18 protein-coding genes are annotated in these 20,286 nt (G+C 58.2%); 10 read left to right on the forward strand and 8 right to left on the reverse strand.

The genetic code is table 11. The features are described from left to right. Positions 1 to 17: 17 nt before the first annotated feature. Positions 18 to 2,258: a xanthine dehydrogenase family protein molybdopterin-binding subunit gene (locus GOX73_RS01295; RefSeq protein WP_171122566.1), complete on the reverse strand. Its 2,241-nt coding sequence runs from the start codon at positions 2,256 to 2,258 to the stop codon at positions 18 to 20. Positions 2,259 to 2,261: 3 nt separating this feature from the next. Then, complete coding sequence (locus GOX73_RS01300; protein WP_171120729.1) at positions 2,262 to 2,726, reverse strand: (2Fe-2S)-binding protein; 465 nt, start codon at positions 2,724 to 2,726, stop codon at positions 2,262 to 2,264. Between the two features lie 82 nt (positions 2,727 to 2,808). Between GOX73_RS01300 and GOX73_RS01305 the strand changes: the two genes are divergently transcribed. Continuing rightward, positions 2,809 to 3,402, forward strand: coding sequence for a TetR/AcrR family transcriptional regulator (locus GOX73_RS01305; protein WP_171122568.1), 594 nt, complete (start codon positions 2,809 to 2,811; stop codon positions 3,400 to 3,402). Here the strand turns inward: GOX73_RS01305 and kynU are convergent. After that, positions 3,395 to 4,588, reverse strand: a complete 1,194-nt coding sequence (kynU, locus tag GOX73_RS01310; RefSeq protein ID WP_171122570.1) for a kynureninase — start codon at positions 4,586 to 4,588, stop codon at positions 3,395 to 3,397. The two genes, GOX73_RS01305 and kynU, sit on opposite strands and share 8 nt — an antisense overlap. A gap of 195 nt (positions 4,589 to 4,783) precedes the next feature. Here kynU and GOX73_RS01315 point away from each other — a divergent pair, with 195 nt between their 5' ends. From GOX73_RS01315 to GOX73_RS01345, 7 genes are all read left to right on the forward strand, one after another. Beyond that, entirely contained in the window at positions 4,784 to 5,233 is a 450-nt protein-coding gene (locus tag GOX73_RS01315) for an isoprenylcysteine carboxylmethyltransferase family protein (protein WP_171122572.1), read from the forward strand. Positions 5,234 to 5,364: 131 nt separating this feature from the next. Beyond that, positions 5,365 to 6,936: a Re/Si-specific NAD(P)(+) transhydrogenase subunit alpha gene (locus GOX73_RS01320; protein WP_171123554.1), complete on the forward strand. Its 1,572-nt coding sequence runs from the start codon at positions 5,365 to 5,367 to the stop codon at positions 6,934 to 6,936. 13 nt (positions 6,937 to 6,949) lie between these two features. Then, a complete protein-coding gene (locus GOX73_RS01325; RefSeq protein WP_171122574.1) occupies positions 6,950 to 8,401 on the forward strand; it encodes an NAD(P)(+) transhydrogenase (Re/Si-specific) subunit beta in 1,452 nt (483 codons plus the stop codon). A 163-nt stretch (positions 8,402 to 8,564) separates the two neighbouring features. Continuing rightward, positions 8,565 to 8,921 carry a VOC family protein gene (locus GOX73_RS01330; RefSeq protein ID WP_171122577.1) on the forward strand — a complete coding sequence of 119 codons (357 nt, stop codon included), beginning with the start codon at positions 8,565 to 8,567 and terminating at the stop codon, positions 8,919 to 8,921. 108 nt (positions 8,922 to 9,029) lie between these two features. Next, the gene (locus GOX73_RS01335; protein WP_171122579.1) at positions 9,030 to 10,307 is read left to right on the forward strand and encodes a DUF3422 family protein; all 1,278 of its coding nucleotides are present in this window, start codon (positions 9,030 to 9,032) and stop codon (positions 10,305 to 10,307) included. Between the two features lie 69 nt (positions 10,308 to 10,376). Next, on the forward strand, positions 10,377 to 11,519 hold the full coding sequence (locus GOX73_RS01340; RefSeq protein WP_371808557.1) for an MFS transporter: 1,143 nt from the start codon (positions 10,377 to 10,379) through the stop codon (positions 11,517 to 11,519). A gap of 40 nt (positions 11,520 to 11,559) precedes the next feature. Next, positions 11,560 to 12,723 (forward strand): M20 aminoacylase family protein, encoded by a 1,164-nt coding sequence (locus GOX73_RS01345; protein WP_171122581.1) that lies wholly within the window; start codon positions 11,560 to 11,562, stop codon positions 12,721 to 12,723. Positions 12,724 to 12,769: 46 nt separating this feature from the next. Here the strand turns inward: GOX73_RS01345 and GOX73_RS01350 are convergent, their stop codons facing one another. Together GOX73_RS01350 and moaA are read right to left on the reverse strand one after the other, a co-directional pair. After that, positions 12,770 to 14,092, reverse strand: coding sequence for a 3-deoxy-D-manno-octulosonic acid transferase (locus GOX73_RS01350; protein ID WP_171122583.1), 1,323 nt, complete (start codon positions 14,090 to 14,092; stop codon positions 12,770 to 12,772). Position 14,093: 1 nt separating this feature from the next. Then, positions 14,094 to 15,104 carry a GTP 3',8-cyclase MoaA gene (gene moaA / locus GOX73_RS01355; protein ID WP_171122585.1) on the reverse strand — a complete coding sequence of 337 codons (1,011 nt, stop codon included), beginning with the start codon at positions 15,102 to 15,104 and terminating at the stop codon, positions 14,094 to 14,096. 90 nt (positions 15,105 to 15,194) lie between these two features. On the opposite strand from moaA, the gene GOX73_RS01360 reads away from it, so the two are divergent. After that, positions 15,195 to 15,617 (forward strand): hypothetical protein, encoded by a 423-nt coding sequence (locus GOX73_RS01360; protein ID WP_171122587.1) that lies wholly within the window; start codon positions 15,195 to 15,197, stop codon positions 15,615 to 15,617. Here GOX73_RS01360 and GOX73_RS01365 read toward each other — a convergent pair. The 3 genes from GOX73_RS01365 to glmU are packed head-to-tail and all read right to left on the reverse strand — an operon-like array spanning position 15,605 to position 19,471. Continuing rightward, on the reverse strand, positions 15,605 to 16,288 hold the full coding sequence (locus GOX73_RS01365; protein WP_171122589.1) for a DNA alkylation repair protein: 684 nt from the start codon (positions 16,286 to 16,288) through the stop codon (positions 15,605 to 15,607). The genes GOX73_RS01360 and GOX73_RS01365 overlap by 13 nt on opposite strands. Positions 16,289 to 16,294: 6 nt before the next feature. Beyond that, positions 16,295 to 18,115 carry a glutamine--fructose-6-phosphate transaminase (isomerizing) gene (glmS, locus tag GOX73_RS01370; protein WP_171122591.1) on the reverse strand — a complete coding sequence of 607 codons (1,821 nt, stop codon included), beginning with the start codon at positions 18,113 to 18,115 and terminating at the stop codon, positions 16,295 to 16,297. A 3-nt stretch (positions 18,116 to 18,118) separates the two neighbouring features. Next, a complete protein-coding gene (glmU, locus tag GOX73_RS01375; protein WP_171122593.1) occupies positions 18,119 to 19,471 on the reverse strand; it encodes a bifunctional UDP-N-acetylglucosamine diphosphorylase/glucosamine-1-phosphate N-acetyltransferase GlmU in 1,353 nt (450 codons plus the stop codon). Positions 19,472 to 19,605: 134 nt separating this feature from the next. Here glmU and GOX73_RS01380 point away from each other — a divergent pair, with 134 nt between their 5' ends. Then, positions 19,606 to 20,277, forward strand: a complete 672-nt coding sequence (locus GOX73_RS01380) for an HAD-IA family hydrolase (RefSeq protein ID WP_171120756.1) — start codon at positions 19,606 to 19,608, stop codon at positions 20,275 to 20,277. The last annotated feature ends 9 nt before the right edge of the window (positions 20,278 to 20,286 follow it).

A 20,286-nucleotide genomic window follows, 5' to 3' on the forward strand; every position in this document is an offset into this window, starting at 1 on the left:
AGACCGGCGCAACGCGATCAAACCAGGAGATTGAACTGATTGATCAGGGGTAGCGTCCGCGCGCGCTCGCCTGTCAGGTCGAAAAGCGCATTTCCCAAAGCTGGCATGGACGGAGGTGTTCCAGGTTCACCAACACCACCCAGACGCGGGTTGGTTTCAAGAACCTGAATTTCGGTGAGCGGAGCGTTGTGCATCCGCAGGGCGTCATAGTCGGGGAAGTTGTACTGTTCGACTTCACCGTCCGAGAAAGTAATCTCGCCCGTTACCGCCGCCGACAGTCCATAGATCATGCCGCCGACCATCTGTGCCTTGACTGTGCCAGGGTCAAGCGCGAGGCCAACGTCACAGGCAATCCACGCCTTAGCGATGCGGATAGTGCCATCTTCGTCAACAACTTCGATCACTTGTGCGACTGGCGTACCAAAGCTGTAGGTCATCGCAACGCCGCGCCCGACGCCATCGGGGGTTTCACCGGTCCAGCCGGACATGTCCTTGACGGCCTGCAAAACACCCGCAGCCGGGGCGAATTCGCCCTTGGCCAGTTCCAGACGGAACTCCAACGGGTCGCGGCCAGCGGCATGGGCCATCTCATCCATGAACGTCTCGTGGAAGAATCCGTTATGGCTGTTGCCTACTGACCGCCAGAATCCCACGGGCACGTCCAGATCGGCAATGTGACCGCTGATGCGATAATTCGGAACCGTATAGGGTTGATTGAACAGCCCCTCAACCAGCACCTTGTCAGGGCCGCCGCCCGGCATACCGGTATACCGCTCGACAGCTTGCTGGGTGCAGGATTGGGCCGCAACCTTGCCGTCGATCAGGACCGCTGTACCATCCTTGACCGCACCCCGCATCCGCGCCAGCGCGCCGGGGCGATAGAAATCGTGGCGCATATCTTCTTCGCGGCTCCAGGTGGTCTGGACCGGAACGTTGGGCATGGCCATCGCGACCTTGGTGGCAATCTCTGCAAAGTCCAACTCTCCGCGCCGCCCAAAGCCGCCGCCCAGATAGGTGGTGTGAATTTCGACGGCATCCTTGTCCAGATTGGCGGTGTTTGCGGCGCGGATCTGCAACAGGGTCGGGGCCTGATTACCGCACCATAGGTCCAGCTTGGTGACGGTGAACAGCGCGGTGGCGTTCATCGGCTCCATCGTGGAATGCGCCAGATAGGGCACGCGGTATTCGGCGGTGATCTCGGTCGCGCCGTCGGGCAACACGTCCGCATCGCCATCGTCCCGCATGGTTGAGTTTGGCGCGTCGTCAAACGCCTGGGCGATGGTGGTGAACAGGTCTTCGGTCTCGGGCGGGTAGGGGGCGTCGGCCCAATCAACGTCAATCGCCTCGACCGCCTGAATAGCCAGCCATGTGTTGGTGGCGACAACCGCCACTCCATTGCCCAGATCCACGACTTTTTCAACGCCGGGCATGGACTGGGCCGCGCTGGCGTCAAAGCCGTTCATCGCGCCGCCCAGCTTGGGGTTCATCCGAACCGAAGCGAATTTCAGACCTTCGGGGCGCACGTCTATGCCGAACTCGGCGGTGCCGGTGGATTTACCTACGATATCCACACGCGGCAGATTCTGCCCCAGCAGACGCCAGTCCGACGGATCGCGCAGTTCCGCATGAGGCGGGTCGATCCGGCCTGCGGCTTCGGCCAGTTCCGTATAGGGGATGCGTGTGCCATCCGGTGCGATCACCACGCCCGCTTCGGTTTTCAACTGCGCGCGGTCAACGCCCAACCGGTCCGCCGCCGCTTGTTTCAATGTTTCCCGCGCGGTTGCTCCCGCCTCGCGCATACGCTCAAATCCGTCTTTCATCGAGGTCGAGCCGCCGGTGACTTGCAAGCTGAGGGTTTTGCCGAGGACACCAAGGGCTTCACCCAGATTGTGCTGGAAGTCGGAGATGTCATATCCCTTGTTCGGCAGACCTTCGCCAACCAGAGCAGAGTTATAGTAGGCTGCCGCAGCAGGACCATGCAGAACGCGGATATCGTCCATCTCGACGTCCAGTTCTTCTGCGATCAGGGCAGCCCAGGTGGTCATCACGCCCTGTCCCATCTCGGCGCGTGGGGCGAACAAGGTCACGCCCTGCTGGTCAATTAGAATAAACGGGCTGAGTGCGGTTTCACCTTTTGCCGGTTTCAGCGGGTTCGCTGCCGGACGGGTAACGTAATACGCACCAAAAGCAACGCCGCCGACGATAGCTGCTGAACCGATCAGGAATGTGCGGCGAAGGATTTTACCAACAGATGCCATTGCTTACGCCTCCTTCAACTTGGAAGCCGCATCGTGGATTGCGGCCCGGATGCGTGGATAGGTTCCACAACGACACAGGTTGCCCTGCATCGCGTCGTCGATGTCAGCATCTGTCGGAGAGGGGTTCTCGGCCAGCAAGGCCGCTGCTTGCATGATCTGACCTGATTGGCAGTAACCGCATTGCGCAACCTGATGGTCGACCCAAGCTTGCTGGATCTTGGCCATCGCGTCCGGAGTGCCGAGACCTTCGATGGTTGTTACGTCGCCCCAGACATCAGACAACGCAACCTGGCAGGACCGCACGGCCTCGCCGTCGATATGGACAGTACAGGCACCACAGGCGGCAACACCGCAGCCAAATTTGGTACCGGTCAGGCCAACCTCATCCCTCAGAACCCAAAGCAGGGGAACATCGTCAGGCAAATCCACCTGGTACGACGTACCGTTAACGTTCAAATTGGTCGCCATGGTGTTCCCCTCTTGGCTTTGCTGACGTGCTGACATATTTAATACGAGATGTCAGTCAGTCAACTGACAAATGAAACAAAAAATGTCAAAGGTTCAGATGAGAGACTTTGCGCTCGACGAAAAAACCCGGGCTATCCTTGAATCCGCTCTGCGGGTCTTTTCGACCTATGGATTCAAGAAGACCTCGATGGATGACATAGCCAAAGGTGCGGGGATGTCGCGCCCAGCTTTGTACCTGTACTTCGAGAACAAAGAAGCCATTCTGCGAAAACTGACAGAGCTGCACTACGAGGAAAAGAAAGCAGCCGTTGCCAAGGCGCTGAATGCGGACGGTCCGGTGTCACAGGTTTTCGGAAATGCGATCCGCGTTCAGACGGACGGGATGGCAGAGATCATGTCTTCAGCACATGGGCTCGAACTGCTGGACGCGGGTATTTCCATGGCATCTGACATTGTCACGCAAGGCGAGGCGCAGTTGCTGGAGCTTTACGCGAATTGGCTTGAACGCGAGGTAGAAAACGGGCGGATACGCCTGTTCGACAGCCCGCGAGAAACGGCCAGAATGATTGGCGCTGCTCTGCGCGGTAACAAGATCGCCGCCACGGATTACCAGCAGTTCGACCGCATGAACTCGAACTTTGCCACGATTGTCGGCGCTGGGCTTGCGCTCAGGTAACCCGCTGGCGTTGCTTGTATTCCGGGGTGTCCCACAACCGGTTCGCCATAATATCGGCCAGAATGTCCACCGCGCGTTCAACATCCTGCTCGTCGATAAATAACGGCGTAAATCCGAACCGCATGATGTCGGGCGCGCGAAAATCTCCGATAACTCCGCGGGCGATGAGCGCCTGCATAGCCGCATAGCCTTCTTCAAAGCGGAATGAGACCTGGCTGCCGCGCTGCTTTGCGTCGCGCGGACTGGCAAGGCGCAGCTCGGGGCAGGTGGCTTCGACCCGGTTGATAAACAATTCAGTCAGCGCGATGGACTTGGCGCGCACGTCTGCCATGTCAGCCATGTCCCAGATATCCATTGCAGCGGACAGGGCGGTCATCTGGATGATCGGAGGGGTGCCTACCCGCATCCTCTCGATCCCGCTGCCGGGGCGGTAATCGAGATCGAAGGAAAAGGGGGCCTCATGCCCAAGCCAGCCTGACAGCGCTGGGCGAACACGGTCAGTCAGGCGTGGTGCAACGTAGATGAACGCAGGCGCTCCGGGGCCGCCATTGAGGTATTTGTAGGTGCATCCCACCGCAAAGTCGGCATTGCAGCCAGACAAGTCCACAGGAATTGCCCCGGCAGAGTGGGCCAGATCCCAGACCGTGATGGTTCCGTTGGCGTGTGCAAGTTCCGTCAGCGCCTTCATGTCGTGCATCCGGCCCGACCGGTAATCGACTTCGGTTAGCATCAAAACGGCCACGTCCTCGGTGATGTTCGCAGCCACATACTCGGGTGCGACAACGCGTAATTCATAGTCCGGCCCCAAAGAGCGCAGCAGCCCGTCCACCATATAAAGGTCGGATGGGAAGTTACCGTCGTCCGACAGCACGACCTTGCGATCCGGGCACAGTTCCAGCGCCGAGGCCACTGCCTGATAGACTTTGATCGACAATGTGTCGCCGGTTACAACGCTGCCGGGCTCTGCTCCGATCAGTCGGCCGATGCGATCGCCCAATCCGATCGGAAACCCCATCCATCCGGCCTTGTTCCAGCCGGTGATCAGCATCTTGCCCCATTCCTCGGTCATCATCTCAGCAACGCGCGACGTCGCTGCCTTGGGTACGGGCCCCAGCGAATTGCCGTCCAGATAAACCACGCCATCCGGCAGGTCGAACATAGCCTTGGTTGCTTTGAAGTCAGTCATTGGCGGGCCTTCGTCTTTGTGTGTCGACCAAGGGCTAGCCCATCCGACCTTGTCTGTCTATCGGCGTCGGTGAGGGTGAAAGGTGAGATAAATTTCCTGCGACTTTCGGCGATTTTGCGATTCCTGTCGGAAAGCGATAGATCATCATGCAAAAGCGACATTTAGCCTCGCTACCGAGCAGAAAGTTACTTAACCATGCGCAAGATTGACATACCTCCGGTCTGGTTGTTGGGCTGCTCGGTTCTGGCGTGGCTACAGGCCCGATACCTGTCGATGGGATTGTCGCTGGACGGTGGCTTTACGGATCTGCTGAGCGGCATTTTGATCGGAGGCGGGCTTATCCTTATCCTGCTTGCCATTACCGAGTTCCGCAAACACCGGACAACAGTTATCCCGCATGAAACGCCCAGTTCGTTGATTCAAAGCGGTATTTTCAAACGCAGCCGCAATCCGATCTACTTGGGTGACGTTCTGATTCTGACGGGGTTGGTTCTGCGCTTTGATGCAGTTTTATCGCTGGCACTGGTACCTGTTTTTGTCTGGCTGCTGGAGCGGCGTTTTATTCTGCCTGAAGAAGACAGAATGCGCAAAACGTTCCGCGCAGACTTCGCGCGATACGAGCGCAGCACGCGCCGATGGATCTGAGGACTCACGTAAAATGACACCACGTTAATATTGCTGCGCTTGCGAAATAATATTGCGCAGGATACATGGATGCTTGATGAACAATACCGACCACCCGCTCAATGTGAGTGAAAATTAGGGGGATAATGCCGGTGAAGATAGGAACACCAAAAGAGATTATGGACGGTGAAAACCGGGTCGCGATGACTCCGGACTCAGCCGTTCAGCTTCAAAAACTGGGCTATGACTGTGCCATTGAAACCGGTGCGGGTGCTGCGGCTGGATTCTCGGATGCAGCCTATGAAGCCGCAGGCGTTGAGATTGTCAAAACCGCTGCGGCCCTATGGAAGGCGGCGGATATTGTTGCCAAGGTACGTCAGCCGAATGAAACCGAGCTGAAGCGCCTGACCAAGGGCAAGACCTTGATTTCGTTCTTCAACCCGGCGGGCAATGAAGAAGGGATGGAACTGGCCAAGTCCAAGGGCGCGAACGTGATCGCCATGGAAATGGTTCCACGTATTTCGCGTGCGCAGAAGATGGACGCGCTGTCGTCGATGGCGAACATCGCGGGTTACCGTGCCGTGATCGAGGCCGGCAACAACTTTGGCCGTTTCTTCACCGGTCAGGTCACGGCTGCGGGTAAAGTCCCGCCTGCGAAGGTGCTGATCGTTGGTGCCGGTGTGGCCGGTCTGGCCGCGATCGGGACGTCGACCTCGCTGGGTGCGATCACCTATGCGTTCGACGTGCGCCCCGAAGTGGCCGAACAGGTCGAATCCATGGGTGCCGAGTTCGTCTATCTGGACTTTGAAGAGCAGCAGCAGGATGGCGCAGCCACCGGCGGCTATGCGTCGGTCCAGTCCGAAGAATTCCGCAACGCGCAGCTTGCCAAGTTCCGTGAACTGGCCCCTGAAATGGACATCGTGATCACCACCGCGCTGATCCCGAACCGCGAAGCGCCCGAGCTTTGGACCAAAGATATGGTCGAAAGCATGAAGCCGGGTTCGGTTATCGTTGACCTTGCCGCGGAAAAGGGCGGCAACTGTAAGCTGACCGTCGCGGATGAGAAGATCGTGACCGACAATGGCGTGACGATCATCGGCTACACCGACTTCCCCAGCCGGATGGCCGCGCAGTCCTCGTCGCTCTACGCGACCAATATCCGTCACATGATGTCAGACCTGACGCCCGAGAAGGATGGTCAGATCAATCACGACATGGAAGATGACGTGATCCGCGGCTCGACCGTGACCTTCGAGGGTGAGATCACCTTCCCGCCACCACCGCCCAAAGTGCAGGCCATCGCGGCGCAGAAAAAGCCCGAGGTCAAAGAACTGACCCCGGAAGAGAAAAAGGCGCAGGAGATTGCGGCGTTCAAGGCGCAGACCAAGCAGCAGTTCACCCTGCTGGGTGTCGGCGGTGCGCTGATGCTGCTGGTTGGTCTGGTCGCTCCGGCCAGCTTCATGCAGCACTTTATCGTGTTTGTGCTGGCCGTGTTCGTGGGCTTCCAGGTTATCTGGGGCGTGGCACACAGCTTGCACACCCCGCTGATGGCGATCACCAACGCGATCTCGTCGATCATTATCGTTGGGGCGCTTATGCAGATCGGGTCGGGTTCGTTCCTGGTCATTCTGCTGGCGGCGTTGTCTGTCTTTATGGCCGGGATCAACATCTTCGGCGGCTTTCTTGTCACCCGGCGCATGCTCGCCATGTTCCAGAAATCTTAAGGAGGCCGGGTAGATGATTGGCTTCACCACTGCCGCTTATGTTGTCGCGGCTGTCCTTTTCATCCTGTCTCTGGGCGGGTTGTCAAACCAGGAAAGCGCTAAACGCGCCGTCTGGTACGGTATTGTCGGTATGGCGCTGGCGGTTTTCGCCACGCTGGTTGGTCCGGGTTCCGGCCTGTGGCTGCTGTCGCTGCTGCTGATCGCAGGTGGCGGTCTGATTGGCTCTTACGTCGCCAAACGCGTGCAGATGACCGAGATGCCGCAGCTTGTGGCGGCGATGCACTCGCTGGTGGGTCTGGCGGCTGTGTTCGTTGGTTTCAACGCGCATTTTGAGATTGGCAACGTCGCGCAGGTCATGGCGATTGCTGACAGCGCGAAAGAGGCGGACCTGTCCGATCTGGGCGCATTTGCCAAGCTGATCGCCAAGAAAACGGCGGCGGAACTGACGATCCTGCATGTGGAACTGTTCCTGGGTATCTTCATCGGTGCGATCACCTTTACCGGTTCTGTCGTGGCTTATGGCAAGCTGGCGGGCAAAGTGACATCTGCGGCGACCAAGCTGCCTGGCGGTCATGCGCTGAACGCGGCGGCGGCGGGTCTCTCGCTGATCTGTCTGATCTGGTACACCGCGTCGGGTGGTCTGTTCCCGCTGATCCTGATGACGCTGGCGGCGCTGTTCATCGGCTATCACCTGATCATGGGTATTGGTGGTGCGGATATGCCGGTGGTTGTGTCGATGCTAAACTCGTATTCGGGTTGGGCTGCGGCAGCGATTGGTTTCAGCCTTGGCAACGACCTGCTGATCGTGGTCGGTGCGCTGGTCGGTTCGTCCGGTGCGATCCTGTCCTACATCATGTGTAAGGCGATGAACCGGCACTTTGTCAGCGTGATCCTGGGCGGCTTTGGCGGCACCTCGGGCCCGCAGATGGAAGTTGAGGGCGAGCAGGTGGCGATTGACGCCGATGGCGTGGCCGCTGCTTTGAATGACGCTGACAGTGTGATCATCATTCCAGGTTATGGTATGGCGGTTGCGCAGGCACAGCAGTCGGTTTCCGAACTGGTCCGCAAGCTGCGTGCCAAGGGCAAAGAGGTGCGTTTTGCGATCCACCCCGTTGCGGGTCGTTTGCCGGGTCACATGAACGTGCTGCTGGCCGAGGCGAAGGTGCCTTATGACATCGTTCTGGAAATGGATGAGATCAACGAGGACTTCCCGGAAACGGATGTGGCCATCGTAATCGGCTCGAACGACATCGTGAACCCTGCGGCGCAGGAAGACCCCAACAGCCCGATTGCCGGGATGCCGGTTCTGGAATGCTGGAAGGCCAAGCAGGTGTTTGTGTCCAAACGTGGTCAGGGAACTGGCTATTCGGGCATCGAAAATCCGCTGTTCTTCAAAGAGAACACGCGCATGTTTTATGGCGACGCGAAGGCTTCGTTGGACAAGCTGCTGCCGATGATCGACTGATCTATCCTTATAGGTAGATTGGAAAGGGCGCCGATGGGCGCCCTTTTCTTTTTGGTGAATGATGGGGGGCTTTGCCCCCCAAACCCCCCAGGATATTTCTGGCCAGATGAAGCGGGCGAGATGTGGTATCTTTGGGGAGAAGGTATTCGCGAATGGGTAGGTTTTGCAGAAAGTAAATGGGATAGGCGGCGTGTTCTTTCGCGCTCGTGATCCGGAGGCGCTTGGACGGTGGTATGAAGAGCATCTTGGTGTGAACCAGCTCAACCCGCTGCCTTGGAAACAGAGTGCCGGGTATACGGTCTTTGCGCCATTCGCGCAGGATACGGATTATTTCGGGCGCATCGAACAGCAATGGATGATAAATTTTCGAGTGGACGACTTGGGCGCGATGATCGCGCAGCTTGAGGTCGCTGGAATCCCTGTGGAGACTCGGGCCGAATGGGACAGCGAGGTCGGAAAATTCGCCAGACTTCACGACCCCGAGGGCAACCCGATCGAGCTGTGGCAACCAAATCAATGAGATAGCGGATTTGTATACCGTTGTATCCTTGTAAGCATATGAAATAAAAAGAGAATTGATGTATTTTTGAGGTGTCGTATAGTGCGCTGGTCAGACCCGGAGCCCAGAATGACGCCTATCGATGATCATCCGCTGCGCTATGCGCTGGCCAACGAACTGCATGCGCGCCCATTTCCGGTGGCATCGACGCCCTGCACGGTGGTGTTTCTGGCCATAAAGAAAACTACTGAAGCTGTCGGGCGGGATCGGCACGAAGATATGGTGCATTTGATCAATCTGCTGGATCGCCATGGCGCGCCGCATCCGCAGCCTGAGGCCACCCATTATGCGGGTCAGATTGGCCGTCATTGGCTCAAGTGGGAGCAGCATACCGAGTTTGTGACTTATACTGCGATCACGCAGAATGTCAGCGACCGTGTCTTCAATCCTCCCGATTTTGAGGTGTTTCCACAGGACTGGTTGATGGCAAGTCCGGGTCAGCGTGTTACCTCGGCCATGATGCGGGTGGTGGACCTGGAAAGCGATGCGGCTGCCAAGGACGCTCTGGCCGATTGGTTTGAGCCGGAAAGTCTTGCTGTGGCGAGAGTCTTGGATGATGCTGCCATATGCGCGAGCGACTTCCGGATTGATCCGGCTGGACATATGCGCTTTGCGCTGTTTGTGAACAAAGGCACCGGGCGGCGTAGGACGGGGCGGATCATTCAGCGCCTGTGCGAGATCGAAACATACAAGGCGATGTCGATGCTGGGTTTTGCCCGCGTCAAGCAATTGACGCCCCGGATTGGTGAGTTGGACGCGCAACTTACCAATTTGATGGGGCAGATGACCGACAATTCGGCCCATCCTGACGAGCTTTTGCCGGACCTGCTTGCCACGTCGATTGAGCTGGAGACATTGTCTGCCCGGTGTTCGTTTCGGTTCGGTGCAACGGGCGCATATGAAGCAATCGTAAATCAACGCATCGAGGTGTTGCGCGAGCAGAGGTTTGAGGGTCGTCAGAGCTTTGCCGATTTCATGATGCGGCGCTATGACCCCGCGATCCGCACCGTGAAGTCGACCGAGCGGCGCTTGCAGGCCCTGTCGGATCGGGCCATCCGCGCAGGAGAGCTGTTGCGGACCCGGGTGGATGTGGAACGCAGTGCGCAGAATCAAGCGCTGTTGGAAAGTATGGACCGTCGCGCTGATCTGGCCCTGCGTTTGCAGCACACGGTCGAGGGGTTGTCGGTGGTTGCCATCAGCTATTATGCGGTCTCGTTGGTCAGCTACCTTTTGTATCCTTTGACCAAAGCCGGGATAAGCAAAGGTATGCTGACGGCGATTGTCACGATCCCAGTTGTGCTGACCGTTTGGTTTGCGATCCGGCAAATTCGCAGGCGGTTGGAGTAAACCTCGTTTGCCATTCCGTGCCGTGTCTGTAGTACTGACCGGGGCAGGCGGAGAGCTGAGGGTAGACCGGTGATTGGAATCGTAGCCGCATGGCGGGCTGTAGCCGCCATGTTCATCCTAAATGGTGCGTTGTTCGGTATATGGGCATCCCGTATCCCCGCGGTACGGGACAGGCTGGACCTGACGCACGAGGCTTTGGGCCTTGGCTTGCTGTTCATGGCGGCTGGGGCCGTTTGTTCCTTTCCTATAACCGGTCGTTTGACGGATAAGTTTGGGGCGGTGTCCATCACGCGAGTCATCGCGGTTCTCTACACGCTTTCGCTGGTTCTGTTGGCTGTTGCCGGTAGTTTTTGGGCGCTGGCGGCCTTTTTATTCATATTCGGGGCGTTTCACGGGTCGATGGACGTCGCGATGAACGCATGGGCTGCTGAAGTTGAACAAGCCTATGACAAGCCCGTCATGTCTTCGTTTCACGCGATGTGGAGCCTTGGGGCCGGGCTGGGTGCGCTGAGTGGGTACGGTGCCGTGCAGCTTGGTATGACTGTAATGCAGCACTTTCTTTTGGCGGGCGGTGCTGTGGTTGGTTTGGCGCTGGTTTTGTCTTGGGTGCGCTGGACGTCGCGCAGGGCGGCTTCGCCCGGCGGGGCGGTTTTTGCCCTGCCATCCGGGGCACTGATCCTTGTCGGATTCACAGCCCTGTGCGGTGCATTGGGCGAGGGCGCGGTTGCAGACTGGAGCGCGATTTTCCTGCGGGACGTGACGGGCGCAGCCGAGAGTATCGCGGCCTTGGGGTACGCTGTATTCTCAGTCACCATGGTCGCCTTTCGGTTGGCCGGAGGCGTCGTCATCGCCCGGTTTGGGCCTGTTGCGACGGCCAGGTTTGGTGGCGTGTGCGCGGCATTGGGTGTTCTGGGCGTCGTTTCGGCGGTGCAGCCCCAATTGGCGCTGGCAGGCTTTGCACTGATGGGCATCGGTTATGCAGTCATTATGCCCTTAGCGTTCAGCCGAGCGGCCAACGATCCATATGTCCCGCCCGGCCAAGCAATCGCAAGCGTGGCCACATTGGGATATGGCGGGTTGTTGATCGGGCCTCCGCTTATTGGGTTTTTGGCAGAGATGCTTACATTGCGGTTGGCGTTTATGGCCCTGCTGCCGCTTGCAATCATGATAGTTATCTTGTCCGGTGCGTTGCGACCTGCTGCACTGGATTGACTGCCAAGAGCAGGGAACAAGAACAATATGGGAGGTAGACATGCCGATAAAGAACCGGTTCGCGGAACTGCAAAACGAAATCACCGAGTGGCGGCGTGATATCCACCAGAATCCCGAAATTCTGTTCGAAACCCATCGCACCAGTGCTTTGGTCGCGGAAAAGCTGAGGGAATTTGGCTGTGACGAGGTCGTGACCGGGATCGGGCGCACGGGTGTCGTGGGCATCATCAAAGGCAAGGTCGATACAAAGGGCAAGGTGATCGGATTGCGGGCTGATATGGACGCGCTGCCGATTCATGAGGCGACGGGGCTGAACTATGCGTCCAAGACTGAGGGCGCCATGCATGCCTGCGGGCACGACGGTCATACGGCGATGCTGTTGGGGGCGGCGAAGTACCTCTCGGAGACGCGAAATTTTGATGGCACTGTCGTTGTCATCTTTCAGCCCGCCGAAGAGGGCGGCGGTGGTGGTCGTGAGATGTGCGAAGACGGGATGATGGACCGCTGGGGCATTCAGGAAGTTTATGGGATGCATAACTGGCCCGGACGTCCGGTCGGAAGCTTTGCCATACGCCCCGGTGCCTTTTTTGCCGCGACCGACCAGTTTGATATCATATTCGAAGGTAAAGGGGGCCACGCGGCCAAGCCACATGAAACAGTCGATACGACTGTCCTTGCCGCGCAAGCGGTCATGGCCTTGCAGACCATTGCGTCGCGCAATGCTGATCCCATTGATCAGATTGTCGTGTCGGTCACGTCTTTTGAAACGTCTTCGACAGCTTTCAACGTGATCCCGCAGACGGTCAGGTTAAAAGGTACGGTGCGCACGATGAGCGAAGCGATGAGGGGGCTGGCTGAAAAGCGGATCGGTGAAATTTGCAACGGGGTTGCCGCCACATTCGGCGGAGCGGCAGAAGTAACGTATTACCGCGGCTATCCCGTGATGGTGAACAGCGATGAGCAAACTGATTTTGCAGCGAATGTCGCGCGATCCGTGGCCGGTGAGTGCGCTGAGGCACCGTTGGTCATGGGGGGCGAGGACTTTGCCTTTATGCTGGAGGAGCGACCGGGGGCTTATATTCTGGTTGGAAACGGCGATTCAGCGGCTGTGCATCACCCGGAATACAATTTCAACGACGAGGCGATTCCTGCCGGTTGCAGTTGGTGGGCAGAGATTGTTGAACAGCGAATGCCCGCTGCGTGAATGGCAGCGTGGGTGGGGGCGCTGCCCCCACACCCCCGGGATATTTTTAGCCAGATGAAGAGGGATCCTGAGGCCGTAGATCAAGCCTGGTACATAGGGTTTCGACGACATCATTCAGGGCCGATTTCTGCGTATTGACGCAGGATTTCGAGGCTGCCCGTGCTGAATTCAGTGCGCTTGGGTCAGATAGCCATTTGTCAACGATAGCTGCCAGTTGCAGGGCAGAGTTTATTTCCACCGCACCTCCGGTTTCGATCAGGGGCGCGAATGTTTCAGCGAAATTGTAATAGCCGGGCCCGGTGATGACTGCAGCGCCGGCTTGTGCGGGTTCGAAGGGATTGTGTCCTCCGATTTCCTTCAATGAGCCGCCAAGGAACACGATGGGGCAGATTGCGTACCACGTGCCGGTTTCCCCTAAAGTGTCTGCCACGTAGATTTGTGTTGTGTCCGTGATTGCTTGGTCAGAGGACCGAAACGCGGCCGTTAGTCCGGTTTGTTTGATAAGGGCGTGAACTTCGTCCCGGCGTTCCGGGTGGCGGGGGATCAGAAGCAATAGCAAGTCGGGGCGTTGTTTGAGCAACTGTGCATGTGCGGCAAGAACGGCGTCTTCCTCGCCCTGATGGGTGGAACTGGCGATCCACACGGGGCGGCCTGAAATCTGGTTTTGGATTTGCGATACAGTGTTCTGGTCAACAGGCAGGGGGTCGGACATAGCCTTGAGGTTGGTGCCTGATTGAACCCGTTCCGGTGCAGCACCCATTTGGCGCAAGTTTTCGGCCGCCTTGTCATTTTGGGTCAGGAACAGACTGAACTTATCCAGAATGAAATGTGCGGTTACTGGTCGCTTTTTCCATCCCTCGACAGATTTGTCTGAGAGGCGGGCGTTCAGTAAGGCCAGCGGGATCTTGCGATCTGCACTTTCAACGATGAGCCGGGGCCAGATTTCGCTTTCGACGAAAATACCAGCGTCCGGTCGCCAATGGGTCAGGAAGCGCTGAACGGGTCCGGACGTGTCAAGCGGTGGGAATTGGTGGCTCGTGCGCGGGGGCATCCGCTTTGCGATCAACGCGGCTGAGGTCGGTGTGCCGGACGTTATGAGGAACTCGGCCTGGGGCAAGCGCTGACCCAGGCGTTTGATCAGGGTGATGACGGACAGGGTTTCGCCGACGCTTGCCGCATGAAACCAGATCAGTTGGCCATTTGGTCGCGGCAGGCTTGCATGGCCCAGCCGTTCGTGTTGACGCTCAACCGGGACATCAGCGGCCTGTAGTTTCTTTCGAACCGTCTGCCAAACGATTGGCGCGGCAACGCCGGTCAGGCCGCAATACAGGGTGTATAGCAGCGTCGGCCGTTCTGAATGATCGGGCATGTCAGCCGCCTGTGTGACTCATGTGACGGCTCATCTTTCCGTCGACGGACTGGCGGGAATAGTCGAAATCGTGGCCCTTGGGTTTCAGATTGATGGCCGCGCGGATCGCGTGTTCCAGCGGCTCTTCGGTGTTGGGATGATCCCGAAGTGAGCTGCGCAAGTCGGCCATGTCTTCCTGACCAAGGCACATATACAATTCACCGGTGCAGGTCAGGCGTACACGGTTGCAGCTTTCGCAAAAATTGTGGGACAGCGGTGTAATGAACCCGATTTTCTGTCCGGTTTCCTCTAGCCGCACATAGCGCGCCGGTCCGCCCGTGCGCTCGGCCAGATCAGAGACTGTGTAGTGGTTTTCATACTCTTTGCGCACGTCCTTCAGCGACCAGTACTGATCAAGGCGGTCTTCATTGCCGATATCACCCATGGGCATGACTTCGATCCAGGTTAGATCCATGTCACGCTCGGCGCACCACCGCGTGATTTGGGGAAGCTCCTCTTCGTTGAAACCCTTAAGGGCAACGGCGTTGATCTTGATGCGCAGCCCGGCTTTCTGAGCTGCGTCAATGCCTTTCAAGACCTGTTTCAGGCGTCCCCAGCGTGTGATCTGGGCGAATTTGTCCTCGTCCAGCGTATCCAGCGAGATATTCACGCGGCGCACGCCGGCTGCGTAGAGGTCGTCTGCGAAACGATGAAGTTGCGATCCGTTGGTGGTAAGGGTCAACTCCTTAAGTGCCCCGCTTTCCAGATGGCGTGTCATCGCGTTGAAGAACGCCATGATGTTCCGGCGCACCAAAGGTTCACCCCCTGTGATGCGCAGCTTTTCGACGCCCATGTTGATGAAGGTCGAACACATCCGGTCCAGTTCTTCCAAAGTCAGAAGGTCCTTTTTGGGCAGGAACTTCATGTCTTCGGACATACAATAAACACAGCGAAAGTCGCAGCGGTCCGTGACGGAAACACGCAAGTAGGTGATTGCACGGGCAAACGGGTCGATTAGTGGAGCAGCAGTCATGCACCATAGGTAAAGCGGTGACCCCGCTGCGACAAGGGCGAACTGTGCTTTGGTCTAGATCAGAGGCCGTTGGAACGGTAGATTACCAGTATGAGGATTGCATTTATTGTTTTGTTTGCAGTTGTTGCGGGATGCGACACCGTCCGGTCCACGACAGATCGCGTCTTTGGCGGCGACGGTGAGAAGGCTCAAGCCGAGCCCGAAGCAGTAGAAGTCGCTGACGTAGCTGACCCCGAACCTGTTGCTGTGGCTGCCCCCAGTTGGGTTGGTCCGAAAACCACTGTGGCCAGTCTGGGTGACCCCACAACACTGGGGCGCTGGTTGGAAACACCGCTGGTCGACACCGAATTCACCGGGCGGGTGGTCGTTCCAAGAACTGGCGCTCAGGCCTACATTACGCTGGTGCCTGCTTCTGGGCCGGAAGGCGGGGGCAGCCGTTTGTCGTTGGACGCGATGCGGGCATTGCTGCTGCCTTTCGATGAATTGGTCGAGCTTGAGGTCTACTCAAACTGATCCTTCAGGTACTTTCCGGCCTCTTTGCGCGCAAAGGGTTTCATTGCATCCCCATATGTTTGTAGGAACGCGACAACACGGGATGGGTCGTGCTTGGAAAGCTCGCGCAACCACCATGCGATGGCCTTCTGGATAAACCAATCACGGTCGGGGACATATCCTGCGGCCCAGGTCAAAATACGATCCCGGCGGTCCAGATCATCCGGCTTGGGGTGGTTTTGCTTGGTCCATGGCAGGGTTGCCACCAATGCCGCGCGACGTGTCCACATGTGGTCTGAGGATGTCCAGCCTCCGACCTGATCCAGCCTTTCTGGGTCGGCTGACAGCCGCTTTTGCATGGCCATGCACGCGTGGTCCGCAACGGCCCAGGCATCGAAATCCGGCAACCAGCTTTGCAGTACTTCCCAAGCCGCATCATCCGGCCGAATGCGCGCCTGTGTCAGCAATTTGGCGGCGGCTAAGCGTGCCTCATGAATGTTTGTCTGCCACAGGTCATCGGCCAATTGGACCCGAGAGGCCACGTCAAGGTCTCGCCGCCACGCTTTTGTCAGGTCGTTCAAGATAGGGTTTGCGACCCCTAAGTAAGGACGGGCGGCCTTGTGATAGGCCGCCATCTGCGTGGCGCGCTCGGGATCGGCATGTTCCTTGATCTGATCCAGATAGGCGTCCACGGATCGCTACTCCACCGTAACAGATTTCGCCAGATTGCGTGGCTGGTCCACGTCTGTGCCCTTGGCGACGGCCGTGTGATACGCCAGCAACTGCGCAGGAACCGAATAGAGGATCGGGGCGAGGCTTTCGTGAACAAGTGGCATGCGGATCGTGCTCCAGACGCCGTCCTCAGCCTCGGCGATCCCGTCGCCATCCGATATCAGAATAACCTTGCCTTTGCGTGCCATCACTTCTTGCATGTTCGATATGGTTTTGTCGAAAACCGCGTCACGCGGTGCCATCACAACCACCGGCATATGTTTGTCGATCAGGGCGATTGGGCCGTGTTTCAGCTCGCCAGACGCGTAACCTTCGGCGTGTATATAGCTGATTTCCTTTAGCTTTAGTGCGCCTTCCATGGCCAGCGGATACATCAGGCCGCGCCCCAAAAACAAAACGTCCCGTGCCTCGGACAGTCGTTGGGCAGACGCGCGGATCGCGTCGTTCTGCTCTAACGCGACGTTGAGCACCGCAGGCAAGCCGCGCAATGCGGCGGCGTGGTCGGCCAGTTCTTCTGCCGTCAACGTCCCGCGATCCGAGGCGGCTTTTAGTGCAAGCATCAGCAACACGCTCAATTGGCATGTGAAAGCCTTGGTCGAGGCCACTCCGATCTCGACCCCGGCATGAATGGGCAGCGTCACATCGCTTTCGCGCGCGATTGAGCTTTCGGGGACATTGACCACCGAAATGATCTTGTCCGCCTTGCCTTCACAGTACCTTAGGGCCGCCAACGTATCGGCCGTTTCACCGGACTGACTAACGAACAGCGCCGCGGTCCGGTCACTGATCGGAGGTTCCCGGTACCGGAATTCACTGGCGATATCGACCTCAACCGGCATTTTGGCCAGTTTCTCGAACCAGTACTTGGCGGTCAAACAGGCATAAAAGGCGGTGCCGCACGCAACCATCGTCATACGGTCGAGTTTGGTAAAGTCCAGTTCTTCGGGAAGGGCAATCTCATCACCGCCAGTGGGCAAATACGAACTGATTGCTTCGGCCACGACCACGGGCTGCTCCGCGATTTCCTTGGCCATGAAGTGCTTATGTCCTCCTTTGTCAGCGCGCGCAGTTTCCAGCTTGATCCGGCGGACGTCGCGGTTGACGAGATCGCCCGCTTCGTTACGAATTTCCAACGTGGTGCGGGTCAGCACCGCGCGGTCGCCTTCTTCAAGATAGGTGATGCGATCCGTCAGCGGCGCCAGCGCGATCGCATCCGAACCAACGAACATCTCATCATCCCCATGCCCGATCGCCAGCGGCGATCCCTTGCGCGCGGCGATGATCAGGTCCTCTTGCCCTTCAAACAGAAATGCCAGAGCAAATGCGCCTTCCAACCGGTCGATTGTTTTAAAGGCCGCCTCAACCGGAGAAAGCCCCGTTGACAGGTAGTGCTCGGCCATCAGCGCGACAGTTTCGGTGTCGGTTTCGGTCATGAAGCCTACGCCATGTTCGGCCAGCTCTGTGCGCAGATCGCGATAGTTTTCGACGATGCCATTATGTACGACGGCCACTGGACCCGCCTGATGCGGATGCGCGTTCGTCACAGAAGGTGCGCCATGGGTGGCCCAGCGTGTATGGCCGATGCCGGACTTGCCGGGCAGGGGATCATGCACCAGCAGATCGCTGAGGTTCACCAGCTTTCCCACGGCCCGGCGACGCCCCAGGTCACCGCCGTTCACCGTTGCAATCCCGGCGCTGTCATAGCCGCGATATTCCAGACGTTTCAACGCCTCAACCAGAATGGGGGCGACTTCGTGCTGCCCCAGAACGCCTACAATTCCACACATAGGTCAGGCTCCTTTATCGCGGCGAGCCTTCTTCGCCTTGAGCATCTCAAACAATTTGCGCGCATAGCCGGGTTTGTTGTCCTGCTTGGCGCGCGCCACAGCCAGAGCGTCGGGCTCGACGTCGCGCGTGACCACGGTGCCGGTCGCTGTCATGGCTCCGTCGCCCACGGTCACGGGTGCAACAAGCATGGTGTTCGATCCGATGAAGACATTTTCACCTATCGTGGTCTTGTGCTTCATCACCCCGTCATAATTACAGGTGATCGTACCCGCCCCGATATTCGAATCCGCGCCAACGGAGGCATCCCCGATATAGCTAAGGTGATTGACCTTCGCGCCTTCGGCGATCTCGGCATTCTTGATTTCGACGAAATTCCCGATGCGTGTGTTCTCGGCCAGTTCCGCGCCGGGGCGCAGGCGGGCATAGGGGCCGATGACAGCGCCTCGGCTAACGTGACAGCCCTCAAGATGCGAAAACGCCCGGATCGTCGCACCGCTTTCGACCGTGACGCCGGGGCCGAATACCACATTCGGTTCGATAACCGTGTCGCGTCCGATGATCGTGTCAGCGGCAAGATAAACGGTCTCAGGGGCCATCAAAGTCACGCCAAGGCCCAGCAGTTCTGACCGCGCGCGGGTTTGGAATACAGCGTCGGCAGCGGCAAGATCAGCGCGCGAGTTGACCCCCAGCGTCTCGGCCTCGTCGCAGGCAATTGCGGTGACTTTCAGGTCACGGCTGCGGGCGATTTCCACGACGTCGGTCAGGTAGTATTCCTCGGCCGCATTGCCGTTACCCACCGCGTCGATCAGGGAAAACAACACCTCTGCGTCGCACGCCAAAAGACCGGAATTGCAAAAGGTTATCGCGCGTTCTTCATCTGAAGCATCCTTGAATTCGACAATCCGCTCAAGATGATCTTCGTTCATGACCAAGCGACCATAGCGCGCGGGATCGGCGGCTTCGAACCCGAGGATAACCAGATCGTTTTGCGCGCGCGCCTCGATCATCCGTTCCAGTGTCTCGGGTTGAAGGAACGGAGTGTCGCCATACAAAACCACCACGTCGCCCTTGAACCCCTCCAGCGCAGCGCGTGCCTGAGCGACGGCATGAGCGGTGCCCAACTGTTCGGTCTGCTCCGCGATCCGGGCTGTTTCGTCTTCGGCGGTCGCCACTTTCGCCACAGCCTCCGACCCGTGCCCGGTGACGATCACGGTGCGCTCGGGCGATAGAACCGATCCGGCGCGCATGGTGTGAACCAGCATCGGTGTCTGGGCAATTGGATGAAGGACCTTGGGGATGTCCGAATTCATCCTGGTGCCTTTACCTGCGGCAAGGATGACAAGGGCGGTGCTCATGAAATCGTTTTCTCTTTGTGTTTTGTTGCGGTCCGTTTTATCCGCTGAGGGCAAAGGCGCAAGCGGTTCAGCAATCAAACAAGATTGCCGTTTGCAACAGGATACGGCGAAAAACCGCCGAAGCAGGAGGCGCGATGCGAACGGTTATCTTCGATCTGGACGGGACATTGGCCGATACCTCGGGTGATTTGCTTGAAGCCGCGAACCACTGTTTCCGCCATATGGGGCACGGGGATGTTCTGGTTCACGGGCAGGATGCTGCGGTCGCGCTGCGGGGTGGCCGGATGATGCTGACGCACGGATTGAAGCGTGTCGGGGCTTATGATGAACAGGCGATTCAGGTATATTATCCAATGCTGTTGGACGCATATGCGCAGGCCATTGATACCCATACGCATTTCTACCCAGGTGCACTTGATGCGGTTGAGGCATTGAAGGTCGCGGGGTACGGCGTGGGGATTTGCACGAACAAGCCCGAAGCTCTTGCCGATCAGTTGCTGACCCAGATGGGCGTGCGGGAGCAGTTCGCATCATTGGTGGGGGCCGACACCCTGCCGGTTCGTAAGCCCGATCCCGAACCTCTGCGCGAGGCCGCGCGGCGGGCAGGGGGGCACCCCGATCTTTGTGTGCTGATCGGAGATTCCGATACTGACCGCAATACAGCGCGCGCCGCTGGGGTTCCTTCGGTGTTGGTGACGTTTGGTCCGTCGGGCGCGGATATGGCCGCGCTTGAGCCCGAAGCGTTGCTGCATCACTTCGATGATCTGCCCGAGGTTGTGACCAGCCTTATCGGAGCGGTGGCGTAAGCCCTTGAC

The sequence above is a fragment of the Ruegeria sp. HKCCD7221 genome (assembly GCF_013031225.1).
GTDB lineage: Bacteria > Pseudomonadota > Alphaproteobacteria > Rhodobacterales > Rhodobacteraceae > Ruegeria.